Origin of the sequence: Aeromonas veronii bv. veronii (assembly GCF_000820225.1) — a bacterium.
In the GTDB taxonomy this organism is placed as follows: Bacteria; Pseudomonadota; Gammaproteobacteria; order Enterobacterales; family Aeromonadaceae; genus Aeromonas; species Aeromonas veronii.
Genome location: NZ_CDDK01000018.1, coordinates 348168 through 365633 on the forward strand (window position 1 = coordinate 348168; position 17466 = coordinate 365633).

Consider the following 17466-nt stretch of genomic DNA (forward strand, 5'->3'; position numbering starts at 1 on the left):
AAGGAATGCCTTCATGATCCCGGAATTAGGTCAGTTTGCGCTGATCCTGGCCTTTGCCACTGCCCTGCTGCTGGGGAGCTACCCACTACTGGGCGCCAGCTGGGGGCGTCTTGGCATGATGTCGGCGGCCCGTCCGCTCGCCTATGCCCAGTTTTTGTTGCTGCTGCTGTCGTTTCTCTGCCTGACCTGGGCCTTTATCGATAACGACTTCACCGTGCAGTATGTGGCCACTAACTCCAACAGCCTGCTGCCGCTCGCCTATCGCATCTCGGCGGTGTGGGGGGCCCACGAAGGTTCCCTGCTGCTGTGGGTACTGACCCTGGGTGGCTGGACTGCGGCGGTGGCTATGTTCAGTCGCCGTCTGCCGCTCGATGCTGTCGCGCGGGTACTCGGCGTGTTGGGGCTGATCTCGGTCGGCTTCACTGCTTTCGTGCTGTTCACCTCCGATCCCTTCACCCGTACCTTGCCCTATTTCCCGGTCGATGGTCGTGACCTCAATCCGCTGCTGCAGGATCCGGGTCTTATCTTCCATCCGCCGATGCTCTACATGGGTTATGTGGGCTTCTCTGTGGCGTTTGCCTTTGCCATTGCTTCGCTGATGACCGGCCGTCTCGATGCAACCTGGGCCCGCTGGTCGCGCCCCTGGACCATGGCTGCCTGGGTATTCCTGACCCTCGGCATCGTGCTCGGCTCTTGGTGGGCCTACTACGAGCTCGGTTGGGGCGGCTGGTGGTTCTGGGATCCGGTAGAAAACGCCTCCTTCATGCCCTGGCTGGCGGGTACCGCTCTGCTGCACTCGCTGGCGGTGAGCGAGAAGCGCGCCACCTTCAAGGCGTGGACCGTGCTGCTGGCCCTCTCTGCCTTCTCGCTGAGCCTGCTGGGTACCTTCTTGGTACGCTCCGGCGTGCTGGTGTCGGTCCATGCGTTTGCCTCCGACCCGACCCGCGGTCTGTTTATTCTCGGCTTCCTGCTGGCGGTGATCGGTTCATCCTTGCTGCTGTTTGCCTTTAAAGGCTCGCAGGTAAAGAGCCACGGCAAACACGAGCTGTGGAGCCGCGAGACCCTGCTGCTTTGCAACAACATCATGCTGGTTGCAGGTCTGCTGACCGTGCTGCTCGGTACCTTGCTGCCGCTGGTGCACAAGGAGCTGGGGCTGGGGAGCATCTCTATCGGTACCCCCTTCTTCAACCACATCTACAGCTGGCTGATCATCCCGTTTGCCCTGCTGCTGGGGGGTGGCCCGCTGTTTCGCTGGCGTCGTCAGGAGCTGGGGGAACTCAAAAGCAAGGTGGTCGTGGCACTGGTGCTGAGTCTGGCCGCAGCCTTGCTGTTGCCGCAGCTCTTTGCCGAAACCTTCAAGCCGTGGGCGGCAGTAGGGATTGGTCTGGGGGCCTGGATCATCGTCACCAGCGTGCAGGAGACCTGGGCGCGAGCGACCCACAAGCACAGCTTTGCAGTCGGTGTGCGCAAGCTTGGCAACAGCCACTGGGCCATGATCCTCGGCCACGTGGGGCTGGCAGTCAGCATCATAGGTATCGCTTGCACCCAGAACTACAGCATCGAGAAGGATCTGCGAATGCAGGCGGGTGATCGGGTGCACTTTGCCGATTACGAGTTCGTCTTTGCCGGGATAAAAGAGAAGAACGGCCCCAACTACGATGGCTTCAAGGGCGTGCTGGAAGTGCACAAGAATGGCAAGCAGGTCGCCCTGCTCAAGCCCGAGAAGCGGATGTACAAGGTGAGCCGGATGCCGATGACCGAAGCGGCCATCGATGCCGGTATCACCCGCGATCTCTATGCGGCGCTGGGGGAACAGCTCGACAACGGTGCTTGGGCGGTGCGGATCTACTACAAGCCGTTCGTGCGCTGGATCTGGTTCGGCGGCGTCTTTATGGCTATTGGTGGCGTGCTGGCGATGCTCGACAAGCGTTACCGTTTCGGCCGTCGTGAGGAGGAGGCCAAGGCATGAACAAAAAGACCTGGTTGTTTTTAATCCCCTTTATCGTCTTTTTGCTGGGGGCTGTGTTCCTGTTCAAGGGGCTCTACTCCGATCCCACCAAGCTTGAGTCCGTGATGGTGGGCAAAGAGGTGCCAGTGTTCACCCTGCAGGACATTTACGATCTGAACAAGCAGCACGATCGCAGTATCCTGACCGGTCGCCCCATGCTGCTCAACGTCTGGGCTACCTGGTGTCCGACCTGCTATGGCGAGCACACCTACCTCAAACAGCTGGCAGGGCAGGGCATTCCCATCATCGGCATGAACTACAAGGATGAGCGTGACAAGGCGATCAAATGGCTGGCGGAGCTGGGCAACCCCTATCAGGTCAACCTCTATGATCCGGACGGCATGCTGGGGCTGGATCTCGGGGTATATGGCGCGCCGGAGACCTTCTTTATCGACAGCAAGGGGATCATCCGGTATCGCCACGTGGGGGATATCAACCCCGAGAACTGGGCGTCGACCCTCAAACCCATCTTTGATGCCATGAAGTGAGGGGAGTCTTGATGAGAGTATTTATTGCTTCCCTGCTGCTGTTGCTGGGATGGATAGTGCAAGCACCCGCCATGGCCGCTATCGATGTCTACACCTTCGACAACGACAATCAGGAGCAGGTCTTTCGCGAACTGACCAAGGAGCTGCGTTGCCCCAAGTGTCAGAACCAGGATATCGCCGACTCCAATGCGGGGCTGGCCAAGGACTTGCGCGACAAGACCTACCAGATGGTGCGCGAGGGCAAGGATAAAGAGGAGATAGTGGATTACATGGTGGCCCGCTACGGCAACTTTATCCTCTATAACCCGCCCTTGATGGCCTCCACCCTGATCCTCTGGCTCGGCCCGCTGCTGGTGATCCTGATCGGTGGCGCCGTGGTCGTGATGCGCAGCCGCCGGCCCCCTGCGGTGAAAAAACAACTGGATAACGCCTTGAGCGAGGAGGAGCAGCGCCGACTGGCCGAGCTGCTCAAAGAGGAAGAGAAACAATGACCGCTTTTTGGATAGTGATTGCGGGCTTGCTGGTGCTGGTGAGTCTGGCGCTCGTCGTGCCGCTGTGGCGTGGTGAAGGCAAACAGAGCATCAGTCGCTCGGCGCTCAACAAACAGCTCTATCGCCAGCGGCTGCTGGAGATTGGCGAAGAGCGCGAGCAGGGTGTCCTGGCTGAGGAGTCCGACTCGCTGGTCGAGCTGCAACGAAGCCTCTTGGATGATATTCCCGATGTGGAGCAGACTGCCCGCAGTGGCAAGAGTCTGATCTGGATCCCGGGTGTACTGGTGCTGTTGGTGGTGAGTCTGGGGCTCTACTACAAGTTGGGCTCCTGGCAAGAGGTGAGTCGCTGGCAAGATGCCAGCAGCCGTCTTGGCGAGCTGAGCAACCGCATTCTGGTGGAACGCGATGCCCAGGTGACCGAGCAGGATCTGCTGGATTTCACGCTGGCACTGCGTACCCGCCTCAAGGATGAACCGAACGACTACCGCGGCTGGCTGCTGCTGGGACGCTTGGCGCTGGATGGCAATGATCCCGAGATGGCCAGCGAGGCGCTGGAGCGGGCCTACACGCTTGCCCCCCAGAAATCGCTGGTGGCGGTGCCCTACGCGCAGGCGCTGATGATGACGGGGGATGAGGCGCAAGCGGATGCCCTGTTGCAGGCTGCAATCGCGCAGGATCCGGGCAATATTGAAGCGCGTTCCGTCTATGCCTTTATGGCGCTGCAAAAAGAGGACTTCCAGACCGCGCTGGCTCGCTGGCAGGCGATGTTGCCACTGATGGAGAAAGGTACCCCCCGTTACGTGATGGTCGAGCGCTCCATGGAGTATGCCCGCGCGCAGCTCAAGCAGCGCGGCATCGAGGTGACGAATTCAGGCGCAGCCAAAGCGGGCGCAGTTGAGGGACAACCGCTCGCGGTGAAGGAGGGGGAATTCCCCATCCACGTCACGTTGGCGGCGGGCATTCAGATGCCGGAAGATGCCCATCTCTTCGTCTTTGCCGTGGTGCCCAACGGGCCGCCCATGCCCATCGCCGTGAAGCGTATCGCAGGGCCAACCCTGCCAGTTACCCTGTCACTCGGGGATGGCGATGCCATGATGGAAGGTAGCAAACTGGCGGCCTATCCGGAGCTGCAGTTCAAGGCACGTCTCTCGCGCGGTGGCAATGTGATGAACAAGGAAGGAGCCTTCGAAGGAGTATCCGTGCCGGTCAAGACGGCCGAGATCCCTGCTGCTCCGATTGACATCCGCATCGATCACGCCCTCTAATATGCCTTTGGATAACCCGGCTCCTGGATAGGAGCCGGGTTATCTATACTTCTGATAAATCAAAATAAAACGTCAGGACAATCATATGTATCTTCGTTCAGGGGCCATACTGGCAGCCCTCTTGCTGGCTGGCTGTGCCGGTGGCCCACCCAAGCCTGGCCCAGAGAGTCTGGATCTCAATCCCGGTATGAATAATCCGGGTGCCACCAGTACGGCGGCCGATCCCCGCGATCCCTTCCAGGGGGCCAACCGGGCCATGTGGGCGGTCAACTATGATGTGCTGGAGCCCTATGTGGCACGTCCAGTGGTACATGCCTATGCCCGCTACATTCCGGTAGGGGTGAAGGATGGCATTGCCAACTTTGTTGCCAACTTTGATGAACCGAGCAGCATGGTGAACCATCTGATCACCGGTGACTTGAAGGGGGCGGGCACCAACCTGGGGCGCTTTACCCTCAATACCACGGTCGGTCTGCTGGGTATCTTCGATGTGGCCAAACATGCCGGTCTCGAACGCAACAAGCTGGAGATGGATACCGTGCTGGGCAGGGCCGATATCGGTAATGGTGCCTACATCATGGTGCCTGTCTACGGCCCGACTACCACCCGGGAGCTGGTTGGTGATGCGATTGACAGCTTCTACTTCCCCTATGCCCTGTTAACCTTCCCGATGAAGGTTGCACACTGGGCACTGGATGGCTTGGGCACACGTGCCAAGCTGATCGATCAGGAGCGGATCATCGACAACTCCCTCGATCCTTATGCGCTGACCAAGGACTTCTACCTGCAATATAACCAGGGCAAGGTGACGGGCAAGCAGACCGAGCTGAAAGCGTCTCAGCAAGAGCAGGCTGACGACGCAAATCTGGATGAATACATGGACGAGCTGGACCAGTAAGCGGGTCATCCCGATATGTAAAAGGCGCCTGCGGGCGCCTTATTCATTTTCGCAGCCATATCGAGATAAAAAAACGCCCCGCAGTGCGGGGCGTTTTGGCAAGCGAGGCTGATTAGGCAGCCAGATTCTTGGCCACGAATTCCCAGTTAACCAGAGCCCAGAAGGTTTCCATGTACTTCGGACGCAGGTTGCGGAAGTCGATGTAGTAGGCGTGCTCCCACAGGTCAACAGTCAGCAGCGGGGTGGTACCGGCTTCAGTCAGCGGGCAGCCAGCGTTGGAGGTATTGACGATAGCCAGAGAGCCGTCAGCTTTCTTCACCAGCCAGGTCCAGCTGGAACCGAAGTTGCCGATGGCTGATTTGGTGAAGGCATCTTTGAACTCGGCGAAGGAGCCGAATGCCTTGTTGATGGCATCAGCCAGGGCGCCAGTCGGCTCACCACCACCATTTGGGGAGAGGCAGTGCCAGTAGAAGGTGTGGTTCCAGATCTGGGCGGCGTTGTTGAAGATGCCGCCGTTGGAGGTCTTGATGATCTCTTCCAGAGACTTGCCTTCAAACTCGGTACCCGGCACCAGGTTGTTCAGGTTGACCACGTAGGTGTTGTGGTGCTTGCCGTGGTGATATTCCAGAGTTTCCTGGGAGATGTGCGGTTCCAGAGCGTTGATTGCATAGGGCAGAGCGGGAAGTTCGAATGCCATTTTCTACTCTCCATTGGCTGGACCGTGCGAAGGCGACGGTTGCAAGACATTGCGTACTCTTTTCTATATGTGAAAAGAGTTGTTTTTAAAATGATGGGGCTGGGTAGCCCAAAGCCAAGGGATTGTAGCAGTATCAAAGATGGCCTAACAACTCTTGATTGGCGCCATGATCGCGATCAATCCTGTGTGGGTTCTTTGCACAATTCGAGCCGGGTCACCCCTTTGTCAGTTTGTGCTCGGGCAAGATTGCAGTAGAATGGCCGCCGAAATCGCTCTAGTGAGGCACCTATGGAAACTATTGAAAAGATTAAGCAGCAGCTGGCTGACAACCCCATCATCATCTACATGAAGGGCTCCCCCAAGCTACCCAGCTGTGGCTTCTCTGCCCAGGCCTCCCAGGCTCTGATGTCCTGCGGCGAGCCGTTTGCCTACGTTGATATCCTGCAGAATCCGGATATCCGCGCCGAATTGCCAAAATTCGCCAACTGGCCGACCTTCCCCCAACTATGGGTTGAAGGTGAGCTGATCGGTGGCTGTGACATCATGATCGAGATGTTCCAGGCTGGCGAGTTGCAGGCTCTGATCAAAGAGACTGCTGCCAAGTACAAGAAAGATGATGCTGCAGCCGAGTAATCGGTTCTGTGTTGTCGAGAGGGAGCCTTATAGGCTCCCTTTTTTATTGTCCCGGTTCTGGCAGGCAAGCAACTGATTGCCGGTTGCAAAAAGCAACGCAATTGCCCTGAAAAATCTAATCTTTACGGCTTTGTTTTAGAGTTGTTAATTATATTATTTGCCAATATATGATTACTTTTTTTAATCCATTTGGATTCAAGTGTTGCTGCCATCACATTTTTTGATAATTTCACCGTAACGCAGTCTCTTTGTAGATTTTTTTGTGTTTATGCTCACATTAATTGCAAGTGATAGAACCTAGTATCGCTTCGCCCTGTGAAATAAAACCCTACAAATTAATAAATAAAAAGAGATTTGCGATGAAGATGTATAGCAATCTGCCCATTGGTCTTCATGATATTACTGAAGCCAAAAAAAGACTGACCAATCATATATACAAGACCGCGCAACTACCCTCTAACTACATCAGCGAACGTTGTCATGGCGAGGTTTACCTCAAACTTGAAAACATGCAACGTACAGGCTCTTTTAAAATTCGTGGCGCCTTCAACAAGCTCAGTTCATTAAGTCTGGAAGACCGACAAAAAGGTGTTGTCGCCTGCTCGGCGGGTAATCATGCCCAAGGTGTATCACTCTCCAGTGCTATGCTGGGAATTGATGCCAAGGTGGTCATGCCTTGCTGTGCCCCCAAATCAAAAATTGCTGCAACCAGTGACTATTCAGCCAAAGTGATCCTCCATGGAAATAGCTTCAATGACACCATTGCCAAAGTCAGCGAAATCGTGGAGGTGGAAGGCCGCGTATTTATCCCCCCCTTCGACGATGCAAAAGTGATTGCCGGCCAGGGCACCATTGGCCTGGAAATTATCGAAGATTTGTATGATGTCGATAACATCATAGTGCCGATCGGTGGCGGTGGTTTGATTGCCGGTGTTGCCATGGCTATCAAATCTATTAATCCGACCATCAAGGTGATTGGTGTGCAATCCGAGAATGTGCACGGTATGGCGGCCTCTTTCTATGCCGGTACCATGACCAATCACAGAACCAGCAGCACGCTGGCCGATGGCTGTGATGTGGCAAGACCCGGTTCACTGACCTTCGAAATCGTCAAACAATTGGTGGATGATATTGTACTGGTCACCGAGGATGATATTCGTCATAGCATGGTTGACCTTATTCAGCGCAACAAGGTGATTACCGAAGGGGCGGGAGCTCTGGCCTCGGCAGCGCTGCTCAGTGGCAAGCTGAAACATTATGTCGAAGGTAAAAAGACCGTCAGCATTATTTCGGGTGGCAATATTGATCTGACCCGGATCGCCGAAATTATCGAACAGAACAATATTCGTCAATTTAGCCTGTAAGGAATGCAGTCATGATATTAGACAGTGTTGTCACCGGCAGTAATGAGAATACGCGTACATGGCGTAAATCGGATACCACATGGGGATTAGGTCTGTTCGGTACTGCTATCGGGGCGGGGGTCTTGTTCTTTCCAATCCGGGCCGGATATGGTGGCCTGATCCCAATATTAATCATGCTGGTGCTGGCTTACCCCATTGCATTTTATTGCCACAGAGCGTTGGCTAGATTATGTCTTTCTGGCAGCAATCCTTCAGCCAATATCACCGAAACCGTCGAAGAGCATTTTGGCAAAATGGGTGGGGTAGTAATTACCTTCCTCTATTTCTTTGCCATCTGCCCACTGCTGTGGATATATGGTGTGACGATCACCAATACCTTTATGGCATTTTGGGAGCATCAACTACAGTTGGTTCCGCTTAATCGAGGTGTGGTTGCACTGGCATTGTTGATGTTGATGGCATTCGTGATCTACTTCGGTAAAGATCTGATGGTCAAGGTGATGAGCTATCTGGTCTTTCCCTTTATTGCCAGTCTGATCGTTATCTCTCTCTCCCTCGTTCCGTACTGGAACAGTGCCGTCTTTGATCAGGTCAATCTGAGCGAGATATCGATGTTTGGTCACGATGGTATTCTGGTCACCGTCTGGCTGGGGATCTCCATCATGGTCTTCTCCTTCAACTTCTCGCCGATTGTCTCCTCTTTCATTGTCTCCAAACGGGAAGAGTATGAGCAGGAGTTCGGGCGTGATTTTACCGAGAAGCGCTGCTCGAAGATTATCTCCGGTGCCAGCATGCTGATGGTGGCCGTGGTGATGTTCTTTGCCTTCAGCTGCCTCTTTACCCTGTCACCGCAAAATATGGCGGAAGCCAAAGCCCAGAACATTCCGGTGCTCTCCTATCTGGCCAACCACTTCTCCTCAATGACGGGCAGCAAGTCTGCGTTTGCCACCACTTTGGAGTATGCGGCGTCCATCATTGCGCTGGTTGCCATCTTCAAATCCTTCTTTGGCCACTATCTGGGGACGCTGGAAGGGTTGAACGGCCTTATCCTCCGCTTTGGCTACCAGGGTGACAAGAGCAAGGTTTCCAGTAAAAAACTCAACATGGTCAGTATGTTGTTCATCATGGGTTCGACCTGGCTGGTCGCTTATGTGAACCCCAACATCCTCGACCTGATTGAGGCAATGGGGGCGCCAATCATCGCTTCCCTGCTCTGTCTGCTGCCGATGTATGCGGTGAGCAAGACACCGGCACTTGCAAAATATAAAGGTCAGGCCAGCAACCTGTTTGTCACCATCATCGGTGTGCTGACCATCCTGAATATAGTTTCCAAGCTGTTCTGAAAACCTTTTCTGCAAGTCATCAACCATTCAGGCCCCCCTGGCGGGGTCTGGATGGTGCAGTCAGACATGAGCAATAACCGGTTCTTCGTTGGCCACAATTATGTGGGCCCTGGGTAAGGCTTGCCGTTTTTTGACTTTCTGTTTATGGCGAAATGCCCTGACTGCAGTGACTCGACACTATTAATCTCGAGGCGATGTAATGAAGTTTGATTCGTTGGTTCTGGTTATCAATTGCGGCTCCTCATCGGTCAAATTCTCGGTACTGGAGAGTCAATCCTGTGAGGTGGTGATATCCGGTATGGCGGATGGTATTGAGACGGCCCATCCCCAATTGCAAGTGGGTAAAGAGCCCGCTATGTCATTAACTGAAAATAACCACACCTGTGCATTGGCTGCCATCGCGGCGGAATTGAAAAAACGGGATCTGCTGGGTGCCATTGCACTGGTGGGTCATCGTATTGCTCATGGTGGTAGTGAATTTAGCGAAGCCGTGATCATTGATGAACATGTCTTGGCCAAAATAAAGCAGGTGTCACCCTTGGCCCCCCTGCACAATCACGCCAATTTAAGTGGCGTGATGGCCGCCCGCCAGCTATTTCCCAACCAGCCCCAAATTGCGGTATTTGATACCGGCTTTCACCAGACCCTCAAGCCGGAAGCTTATATCTATGGGCTGCCTTACCAATATTTGCAGGATTACGGCGTGCGCCGCTATGGCTTCCATGGCACCTCCCATCGCTATGTGGCCGAGCAGGCCTGCGTATTTATGGGGCTGGATGAGCAGCATGCCGGTCTGGTTATCGCCCATCTGGGCAATGGCGCCTCTATTTGCGCGGTACAGGATGGCAAGAGCGTCGATACCTCGATGGGGATGACGCCGCTGGAAGGGTTGATCATGGGCAGCCGAAGCGGCGATATCGATTTTGGCGCGCTGGCCTATATCGCTAGCAAGACGGGGCAATCCATCGAGGATATCGAGCAGGTATTGAACAAGCAGTCCGGTCTGCTGGGTATTTCGGGGCTCTCCTCCGATATGCGGGTATTGGAAGCTGCCTATCACGAAGGACATCCCGGCGCGAAACTGGCCATTCACGCTTTTGTCCACCGTATTGCCCGCCATATCGGCGGCCATGCCACCTCATTGCGCCGGCTGGATGCCGTTATTTTCACCGGCGGGATCGGCGAGAACTCGGCCTTTATCAGAAAGCTGGTATGCGAACGACTTCAGGTATTTGGCGTAGCGATCAGCGAGCCGTTTAACCAGCGTCCCAATAGCGAGGGCTGCCGGGTGATTTCGGCGGCAGAGTCCATGGTACTGGCGGCAGTTATTCCCACCAATGAAGAGAAAATGATCGCGCTGGATGCCATTCGTCTGGGGCAGTTGGTTCGTCAGACCGAGTGCGTCTGACATATTCCACTGTAGTGTCAGGAGTAGTGAATGAGGTTTATTTGATGAAAGTTGATATGCAATTGGATCAGGATAAATTCCGCCAGGCATGGCAAGGGTTTGCCGGTGAAAACTGGAAGCACGAGATCAACGTCCGTGATTTTATCCAGCAGAACTACACCCCCTATGAAGGCGATGAACAGTTTCTGGCTGATGCCACCGAGGCGACCACCACCTTGTGGAATAAGGTGATGGATGGGATCCGCATCGAGAATGCGAGCCATGCGCCGGTCGATTTTGATACCAATATTGCCACGACCATTACTGCCCACGGACCCGGTTATATCGAGCAGGGGTTGGAAAAGATTGTTGGCCTGCAAACCGACAAGCCCCTTAAAAGAGCGCTGCACCCGTTTGGCGGAGTAAATATGATCCGCAGCTCTTTTGAAGCATATGGCCGGGAGATGGATCCCGAATTTGAATATACCTTCAGCGAATTGCGCAAAACCCATAACCAGGGCGTGTTCGACGTCTACTCTCCCGAGATGTTGCGCTGCCGAAAATCAGGGATTTTGACCGGTTTGCCGGATGGTTACGGCCGTGGTCGCATTATCGGAGATTATCGTCGGGTCGCGCTTTATGGCATAGATTATCTAATCCGTGAGCGGGAGCTGCAGTTTGCCGATCTGCAACCGGCGCTCGAGCGGGGAGAACAGCTGGAGCAGGTGATCCGCCAGCGCGAGGAGCTGGCCGAGCACAAGCGGGCACTGGTGCAGATCAAGCAGATGGCGGCCAGCTATGGCTTTGACATCTCCGGGCCGGCACGCACTGCCCAGCAGGCAGTGCAGTGGCTCTACTTTGCCTATCTGGCGGCGGTGAAGTCGCAAAACGGTGGCGCCATGTCCCTCGGTCGTACCGCTACCTTCCTCGACATCTATATCGAGCGGGATCTGAAGGCGGGGCTCATCAACGAGCAGGATGCCCAGGAGCTGGTCGATCACTTCATCATGAAGATCCGCATGGTGCGCTTCCTGCGTACTCCCGAGTTTGACTCCCTCTTCTCCGGCGACCCCATTTGGGCCACCGAGGTGATTGGTGGCATGGGGCTGGATGGTCGCACCCTGGTGACCAAGAACTCCTTCCGCTACCTCCACACCCTCAAGACCATGGGGCCAGCGCCTGAGCCCAACCTCACCATCCTTTGGGCGGAAGGACTGCCGCGGGCCTTCAAGACCTATGCGGCCCGCGTCTCCATCGATACCTCATCCCTGCAGTATGAAAACGATGACCTGATGCGCACCGACTTCGAGAGCGATGACTATGCCATCGCCTGCTGTGTGAGCCCCATGGTGATCGGCAAGCAGATGCAGTTCTTCGGTGCTCGCGCCAACCTCGCCAAGACCCTGCTCTACTGCATCAACGGCGGGGTGGACGAGAAGCTGAAGATTCAGGTTGGCCCGAAAGTGGCGCCCATCATGGACGAGGTGCTGGATTACGAGACCGTCATGGCGAGCCTCGACAGCTTTATGGATTGGCTGGCGGTGCAGTACATCAGCGCGCTCAACCTTATTCACTACATGCACGACAAGTACAGCTACGAAGCCTCGCTGATGGCGCTGCACGATCGCGACGTCTATCGCACCATGGCCTGCGGCATTGCCGGTCTGTCGGTGGCGGTCGATTCGCTGGCGGCCATCAAGTACGCCCGGGTCAAGCCGGTGCGCGATGCTGACGGGCTGGCGGTCGATTTCGTGATTGAGGGGGAGTATCCCCAGTACGGCAACAACGACGAGCGGGCCGACTCCATCGCCTGCGATCTGGTCGAGCGCTTCATGAAGAAGATCCAGGCGCTGCCGACCTACCGCAATGCGGTACCGACCCAGTCGATCCTGACCATCACCTCCAACGTGGTCTATGGCCAGAAGACCGGCAACACCCCGGATGGCCGCCGCGCCGGTGCCCCGTTTGCCCCAGGGGCCAACCCGATGCATGGTCGGGATCGCAAGGGGGCGGTCGCTTCGCTCGCCTCGGTAGCCAAGCTGCCGTTCAAATATGCCAAAGACGGGATCTCCTACACCTTCTCCATCGTGCCGGGGGCGCTCGGCAAGGAACCCGCCAATCGCGAGAACAATCTGGTAGGGCTGATGGATGGCTACTTCCATCATGAGCGGGATGTGGAAGGGGGCCAGCACCTCAACGTCAACGTGATGAACCGCGAGATGCTGCTGGACGCCATCGACAATCCGGACAAGTACCCCAGCCTGACCATCCGGGTCTCCGGTTATGCGGTGCGCTTCAACGCCCTGACCCGCGAGCAGCAGCAGGACGTCATCTCCAGAACTTTCACCAACATGATGTAACACTCATGCCCGGGGTGAGCAGGCTTGCTCCGGGCCTACTTTTTGTTTGTCAGCACGAGGAAGTAACAGATGCGACAGGTTATCACTACCAAAGCGGCGCCGGGCGCCATCGGCCCCTATGTGCAGGCCACCCGGATTGGCAACATCCTCTACACCTCCGGCCAGATCCCGTTGGACCCGGTGAGCGGTGACATTGCAGAGGGTATCGAAGCGCAAACCCTGCGCTCCCTGCAAAACGTCAAGGCGATTGTCGAGGCGGCAGGCGGCGAGGTGCGCAATATCTTCAAGACCACGGTGTTCGTCTCGGACCTGAATGACTTTGCTGCGGTTAACCGGGTCTACAACGATTTCTTCACCGAGCATGATGCCATGTATCCGGCTCGCTCCTGCGTGGAAGTGGCTCGGTTACCGAAGGATGTGAAGATCGAGATAGAGGCGATTGCTGCGCTGTAACCCCATCGGGAGTGTGTCAGCAAGCCAAAACAGAGCGGCTGCCAATGGCAGCCGCTTTTTCTATCTGGTCATCGGGCAGATCAGGCGATCCGTTCGATACGAGCCATGTAGAAGCCGTCGAAGCCGGTCTCGGAAGGGCTCACGGTGTGATCGTCACGCAGACGGAAGTTTTCGTTGGCGGCGAGGAACTTGTCCACCTGCTGGCGGTTCTCCTCGGGCAGGATGGAGCAGGTTGCATAGACCAGCAGGCCGCCGACTTTCACCATCTGGCTGTAACGCTGCAGGATCTCTTCTTGCAGCGCGACCAGCACCGGCAGACGCTCGGCAGTATCACGCCACTTGGCATCCGGATTGCGCTTGAGTACGCCAAGACCGGAACAGGGCACGTCAAGCAGTACACGGTCTGCGCTCTCTTTGAGGCGCTTGACGGTCTTGCTGCTGGTGATGACCCGGGTCTCTACGTTGTGGGCACCGGCGCGACGAGCGCGTTGCTTGAGGTTCTCCAGCTTCCACTCTTCCACATCCATCGCCAGCAGACGGCCTTTGCCCTGCATCATGGCGGCGATGTGCAGGGTCTTGCCACCGGCACCTGCGCAGGCGTCGATAACGCGCATGCCTGGGGCAACTTCCAAAGCGGCAGCAACCAGCTGGGAGCCAGCGTCCTGCTGTTCGAAGCAACCATCGGCAAAGGCTTTGGTACGGAACAGGGCGGCGTCGGAGGTGACCTGCAGGGCAGTCTCCACAGCTTCAACCGGAATGGTGGTGACCTGCTCTTTGGCCAGCATGGCCTGCAGCTCATCACGGGTGCACTTGAGGGTGTTGACCCGCAGGTAACGCTTGGGCATCCAGGCCAGGGCGGCACGCTCGGCAGGCCAGGCTTCACCCAGCTGCTCGCTACCCAGTTTCTCCAGCCAGCTCGGGCAACCATCCATCAGTACCGGGTTCTTCTTCGCCTCGGTCAGACGGCGGCGGAACGCCTCTTCATTGAAGCGATCCAGGGTCGGGTTGTTGGGCTGGGCAATTTTGTGGAAGGCGTGCCAGCTGTGCAGCAGTGGCCAGACATTCTTTTCGGCCTGACGCACCTGAATGCCGGTGAGGAAGCAATAGAGGCTGAGACGGCGCAGCAGGTCGCCGGTGACCAGGGCAATCCTTGCCTGTTCTTGCGGTTTTAGTTCGATGCCGGAGAAGTGACGGGCATAAGCGCGGTCGAGGGTAAGACCCTGACCGAGCACATCGTCAACAATGGCAACGACCAGATCCCCGAAACGGGGCAACAGTGGGGATTTGAGCATGAGATTAACCTTGGCCAGATAAAGATGAACCGCACCTTTGTGAAGAGGGGCAGTTCTAAAATTGACAAATCCGCGCAATGATAGGGGTTAGACGGGGTTGGCGCAACACTCCCCATGGGTGAGTGGCTGAAACAGTGGTGCCGAGCTTCTTGATTCGGCGGGATAATGATGCCGGTTTTGGTTCAAAAAAGTGCATGACTACAAGGATGACAAAGATGCATGTGACCAGTAAGTGTTCGTTGGCCCTGGTGGTGGCCAGTTTGTTGGGGTCAACCAGCCTGATGGCCAGCGAGTGGAGCACGGTAGCCGCCAGAGCGACTGCGGAGCAAGGTTATGAGGTGCGGGCCAATCAGTTTCGGGTGGCCAAGGTGCCGCTCGACTATTTTGCCGGGCTGCAAGCCGGGGCGAGTGAGCTGACCCTGCCGCTGCCCGATGGGGGGGAGGTCACCTTTGCTCTGGAAGCCTACGACGTGCTGCCTGCAGATCTCGCCGCCAAGTATCCGCAGATCCGCACCTTCAAGGGTCACAACCCGGCACATCCGATAGAGACGGGGCGCTTCGATCTGGGGCCGCAAGGTTTCCACGCCATGTTCAGCCATCAGGGCAGGATGGTGTTTGTCGATCCGCTGCGCAATGCCGAAGGCTACGCCGTCTATTACCAGCAGGATGCCCATAGTCGATTGGAAGAGGCGGCTGATGAGGTGATAGGGCCCAAGCTCAGCAAACTGGTGCGCAAGGTGCAAGTGGATGGCAATGTTCGCAAGCGCTACGTCATTGCCATTTCGGCGACAGGAGAATTTACCCAATACCACGGTGGCTCCAAAGCGCTTACCATGGCGGCGATTGCGACCTTGCTCAACCGCGTCAATCAGGTCTATCAACGGGATGTGGGCGCCGAATTCGTGCTGGCCAGTGGCAATGACAACCTGATCTTTACCGATCCAGTCACAGATCCCTTCTACAACGGATATAACCCTAACTATGTGAACAATGTCAGCAGCATCTATGAAGCCAATGATGCCAACAAGAACGTGCTGGTGCAGGCCAACTATTTCACCAATATGCAGCTCGGTAATTTTGATGTCGGCCATGTACTCAATACCGGTAGCGGTGGTCTGGCCGGTTTGGCAGTGCTCTGCACCAATCAGAAGTCTGGCGGGATGTCGGGTTCACCCACACCGGTGGGAGATGCCTTCTTCGTTGACTATGTGGCTCATGAAATTGGCCACCAGTTTGGTGCCGATCATACCTTCAACGGCACTACTGGGAGTTGCGGTGCTGGTACCCGGGTTGCGAGTCAAGCCTATGAGCCTGGTAGTGGCAGCTCCATCATGGCCTATGCCGGTATTTGTGGTGATGAGAATATCCAGACTCACAGCGACCCCTATTTTCATAGCAAGTCCATCGAGCAGATGCGTGCGCACATGGCGACCGTATCGACTTGTGGAACCACACTCGCGTTGAGCAATAATGCCCCGCAGGCAGCTGCAGGGGGGGACTACGTGATCCCTGCCAATACAGCCTTTATGTTAAAAGGGGCTGGTGGAGATCTGGATAATGATTCTCTGCTCTACAACTGGGAGCAGATCGATCTGGGTACTGAATCGAGTAGTGCCGCCACCATGATTGACGATGGCTCTCGGCCGCTGTTTCGTTTTGTCTCTCCCACGGCATCGCCGGAGCGGATCCTGCCGAGTTTGCCATCCCTGCTCTCCGGCACGCTTGCCAAAGGAGAGGCCTGGCCGAGCACCAACCGGGATCTCAATTTCAGACTGACGGTGCGTGATGGTCAGGGTGGCGTTGCCAGTGATGACATGAAAGTGCAGGTGGTCAATACCGGCACGGCATTTCGCATCACCAACCCGTTTTACGGGGTGACTCTCACTCCGGGGGCCAGTCAGGCAGTGGCATGGGATGTGGCGGGCACAACTGTGGCGCCGATCAGTTGCAGCAAGGTGGACATCTCGGTGACCCAGGATGAGGGCGTAAGCTGGACAATGCTTGCCGCCGGACAACCCAATAACGGCGCAGCAACGGTAACGTTGCCTGCCGATCTCACCAGCAGCGTCAGGCTGAAAGTGGCATGCAGCGACAATATCTTCTTTGCCATCAGTCCCCTCAAATTGCCTCTGGTACAAGGTGGCTCGACTTCAGGTGGCGGCGGTGGTGGCGGGGCGCTCGGATTGTGGACGCTGGCTCTGGCGCTGCTCGGCTGGCAACGGAGGCGCACATGAAGGGAGTCCCTCTGTTGCTGCTTGTCATGCTCGGCGGTTGTCAGGCCGATGCCAGCACGCTGGAACAGGAGCTGAGTGCAAACCTCGCCAGGCAGGATTACCGCCTGATAGTGATAGCCGGGCGGGGAGAGTTCGCCCCCGGTATTGCAGCCGAGCAGCAGGCAGAGGCCAAGGCGCGCTGTGGCAAGCGTTATCTGGATGGATTGGGCGATGTGATAAGGCCCGGTCAGCAAGAGATACATGCCAAGTTGAGCGCTTACGCCAGCGAGTATAACCAGCGTATGGTGATTTATTGCCCGATAGCATCGGGTGCGGACAAGCAGTAATACGTCAATATACCTATCCAGATGAGGGGCACTTCTGCCCCCAAGTTATCCGTGAAGGCGCCAATGGCGCCTTCATTTTTTCCGCTTTTGAACAGAATCAGCTTGTTTCACCGGAGGTGTGGAGATCGGTAATAGCACGATTTTTCGGCGTGACAGAAGTCTTGTGCGATTTTTCTTTTCTGTCTGTCACGCAGATCGTCAATTGACGCTGCACCATACTTGTTGTC

At 56.1% G+C, this 17466-nt stretch carries 15 protein-coding genes; 13 read left to right on the forward strand and 2 right to left on the reverse strand.

Annotated elements, in window-relative coordinates:
* Window positions 1-13 precede the first annotated feature (13 nt).
* The 5 genes from BN1139_RS07870 to BN1139_RS07890 all read left to right on the forward strand — a co-directional run bounded on the left by BN1139_RS07870 (window position 14) and on the right by BN1139_RS07890 (window position 5150).
* Window positions 14-1969: a heme lyase CcmF/NrfE family subunit gene (locus BN1139_RS07870; protein ID WP_005353656.1), complete on the forward strand. Its 1956-nt coding sequence runs from the start codon at window positions 14-16 to the stop codon at window positions 1967-1969.
* Window positions 1966-2496: a DsbE family thiol:disulfide interchange protein gene (locus tag BN1139_RS07875; protein ID WP_005353655.1), complete on the forward strand. Its 531-nt coding sequence runs from the start codon at window positions 1966-1968 to the stop codon at window positions 2494-2496. Before BN1139_RS07870 ends, BN1139_RS07875 begins: the two co-directional genes overlap by 4 nt.
* Window positions 2497-2507: 11 nt before the next feature.
* Window positions 2508-2987, forward strand: a complete 480-nt coding sequence (locus BN1139_RS07880; protein ID WP_005353654.1) for a cytochrome c-type biogenesis protein — start codon at window positions 2508-2510, stop codon at window positions 2985-2987.
* Complete coding sequence (gene ccmI, locus BN1139_RS07885) at window positions 2984-4252, forward strand: c-type cytochrome biogenesis protein CcmI (RefSeq protein WP_005353653.1); 1269 nt, start codon at window positions 2984-2986, stop codon at window positions 4250-4252. The genes BN1139_RS07880 and ccmI overlap by 4 nt, the downstream gene beginning before the upstream one ends.
* 85 nt (window positions 4253-4337) lie before the next feature.
* Window positions 4338-5150 carry an MlaA family lipoprotein gene (locus BN1139_RS07890; RefSeq protein ID WP_005334673.1) on the forward strand — a complete coding sequence of 271 codons (813 nt, stop codon included), beginning with the start codon at window positions 4338-4340 and terminating at the stop codon, window positions 5148-5150.
* Window positions 5151-5262: 112 nt separating this feature from the next.
* On the opposite strand, the gene sodB is transcribed toward BN1139_RS07890, so the two are convergent.
* Window positions 5263-5847, reverse strand: coding sequence for a superoxide dismutase [Fe] (sodB, locus tag BN1139_RS07895; protein ID WP_005334664.1), 585 nt, complete (start codon window positions 5845-5847; stop codon window positions 5263-5265).
* A 288-nt stretch (window positions 5848-6135) separates the two neighbouring features.
* On the opposite strand from sodB, the gene BN1139_RS07900 reads away from it, so the two are divergent.
* From BN1139_RS07900 to BN1139_RS07925, 6 genes are all read left to right on the forward strand, one after another.
* Entirely contained in the window at window positions 6136-6480 is a 345-nt protein-coding gene (locus tag BN1139_RS07900) for a Grx4 family monothiol glutaredoxin (RefSeq protein ID WP_005353650.1), read from the forward strand.
* A 359-nt stretch (window positions 6481-6839) separates the two neighbouring features.
* Window positions 6840-7844: a bifunctional threonine ammonia-lyase/L-serine ammonia-lyase TdcB gene (tdcB, locus tag BN1139_RS07905; protein WP_005353649.1), complete on the forward strand. Its 1005-nt coding sequence runs from the start codon at window positions 6840-6842 to the stop codon at window positions 7842-7844.
* Between the two features lie 11 nt (window positions 7845-7855).
* Complete coding sequence (gene tdcC, locus BN1139_RS07910; protein WP_005353648.1) at window positions 7856-9187, forward strand: threonine/serine transporter TdcC; 1332 nt, start codon at window positions 7856-7858, stop codon at window positions 9185-9187.
* A 199-nt stretch (window positions 9188-9386) separates the two neighbouring features.
* On the forward strand, window positions 9387-10595 hold the full coding sequence (tdcD, locus tag BN1139_RS07915; protein ID WP_005353647.1) for a propionate kinase: 1209 nt from the start codon (window positions 9387-9389) through the stop codon (window positions 10593-10595).
* Between the two features lie 44 nt (window positions 10596-10639).
* Window positions 10640-12934, forward strand: coding sequence for a formate C-acetyltransferase (gene pflB, locus BN1139_RS07920; protein ID WP_005353646.1), 2295 nt, complete (start codon window positions 10640-10642; stop codon window positions 12932-12934).
* A gap of 69 nt (window positions 12935-13003) precedes the next feature.
* Window positions 13004-13387, forward strand: a complete 384-nt coding sequence (locus BN1139_RS07925; protein WP_005353645.1) for a RidA family protein — start codon at window positions 13004-13006, stop codon at window positions 13385-13387.
* A gap of 80 nt (window positions 13388-13467) precedes the next feature.
* Here the strand turns inward: BN1139_RS07925 and BN1139_RS07930 are convergent, their stop codons facing one another.
* Window positions 13468-14679 (reverse strand): RsmB/NOP family class I SAM-dependent RNA methyltransferase, encoded by a 1212-nt coding sequence (locus tag BN1139_RS07930; RefSeq protein ID WP_005353644.1) that lies wholly within the window; start codon window positions 14677-14679, stop codon window positions 13468-13470.
* Between the two features lie 215 nt (window positions 14680-14894).
* Between BN1139_RS07930 and BN1139_RS07935 the strand changes: the two genes are divergently transcribed.
* Both BN1139_RS07935 and BN1139_RS07940 read left to right on the forward strand, forming a co-directional pair.
* Window positions 14895-16913: a reprolysin-like metallopeptidase gene (locus BN1139_RS07935; protein WP_005353643.1), complete on the forward strand. Its 2019-nt coding sequence runs from the start codon at window positions 14895-14897 to the stop codon at window positions 16911-16913.
* On the forward strand, window positions 16910-17239 hold the full coding sequence (locus BN1139_RS07940) for a hypothetical protein (protein WP_005353641.1): 330 nt from the start codon (window positions 16910-16912) through the stop codon (window positions 17237-17239). The genes BN1139_RS07935 and BN1139_RS07940 overlap by 4 nt, the downstream gene beginning before the upstream one ends.
* Window positions 17240-17466: the final 227 nt, after the last annotated feature.

Coding starts and splice junctions, on each gene's coding strand:
- BN1139_RS07890 (WP_005334673.1), top strand. CDS start 4,338: ATGTATCTTCGTTCAGGGGCCATACTGGCAGCCCTCTTGCTGGCTGGC.
- BN1139_RS07900 (WP_005353650.1), top strand. CDS start 6,136: ATGGAAACTATTGAAAAGATTAAGCAGCAGCTGGCTGACAACCCCATC.
- tdcC (WP_005353648.1), top strand. CDS start 7,856: ATGATATTAGACAGTGTTGTCACCGGCAGTAATGAGAATACGCGTACA.
- ccmI (WP_005353653.1), top strand. CDS start 2,984: ATGACCGCTTTTTGGATAGTGATTGCGGGCTTGCTGGTGCTGGTGAGT.
- pflB (WP_005353646.1), top strand. CDS start 10,640: ATGAAAGTTGATATGCAATTGGATCAGGATAAATTCCGCCAGGCATGG.
- sodB (WP_005334664.1), bottom strand. CDS start 5,847: ATGGCATTCGAACTTCCCGCTCTGCCCTATGCAATCAACGCTCTGGAA.
- BN1139_RS07870 (WP_005353656.1), top strand. CDS start 14: ATGATCCCGGAATTAGGTCAGTTTGCGCTGATCCTGGCCTTTGCCACT.
- BN1139_RS07880 (WP_005353654.1), top strand. CDS start 2,508: ATGAGAGTATTTATTGCTTCCCTGCTGCTGTTGCTGGGATGGATAGTG.
- tdcD (WP_005353647.1), top strand. CDS start 9,387: ATGAAGTTTGATTCGTTGGTTCTGGTTATCAATTGCGGCTCCTCATCG.
- BN1139_RS07925 (WP_005353645.1), top strand. CDS start 13,004: ATGCGACAGGTTATCACTACCAAAGCGGCGCCGGGCGCCATCGGCCCC.
- BN1139_RS07935 (WP_005353643.1), top strand. CDS start 14,895: ATGCATGTGACCAGTAAGTGTTCGTTGGCCCTGGTGGTGGCCAGTTTG.
- BN1139_RS07875 (WP_005353655.1), top strand. CDS start 1,966: ATGAACAAAAAGACCTGGTTGTTTTTAATCCCCTTTATCGTCTTTTTG.
- BN1139_RS07930 (WP_005353644.1), bottom strand. CDS start 14,679: ATGCTCAAATCCCCACTGTTGCCCCGTTTCGGGGATCTGGTCGTTGCC.
- BN1139_RS07940 (WP_005353641.1), top strand. CDS start 16,910: ATGAAGGGAGTCCCTCTGTTGCTGCTTGTCATGCTCGGCGGTTGTCAG.
- tdcB (WP_005353649.1), top strand. CDS start 6,840: ATGAAGATGTATAGCAATCTGCCCATTGGTCTTCATGATATTACTGAA.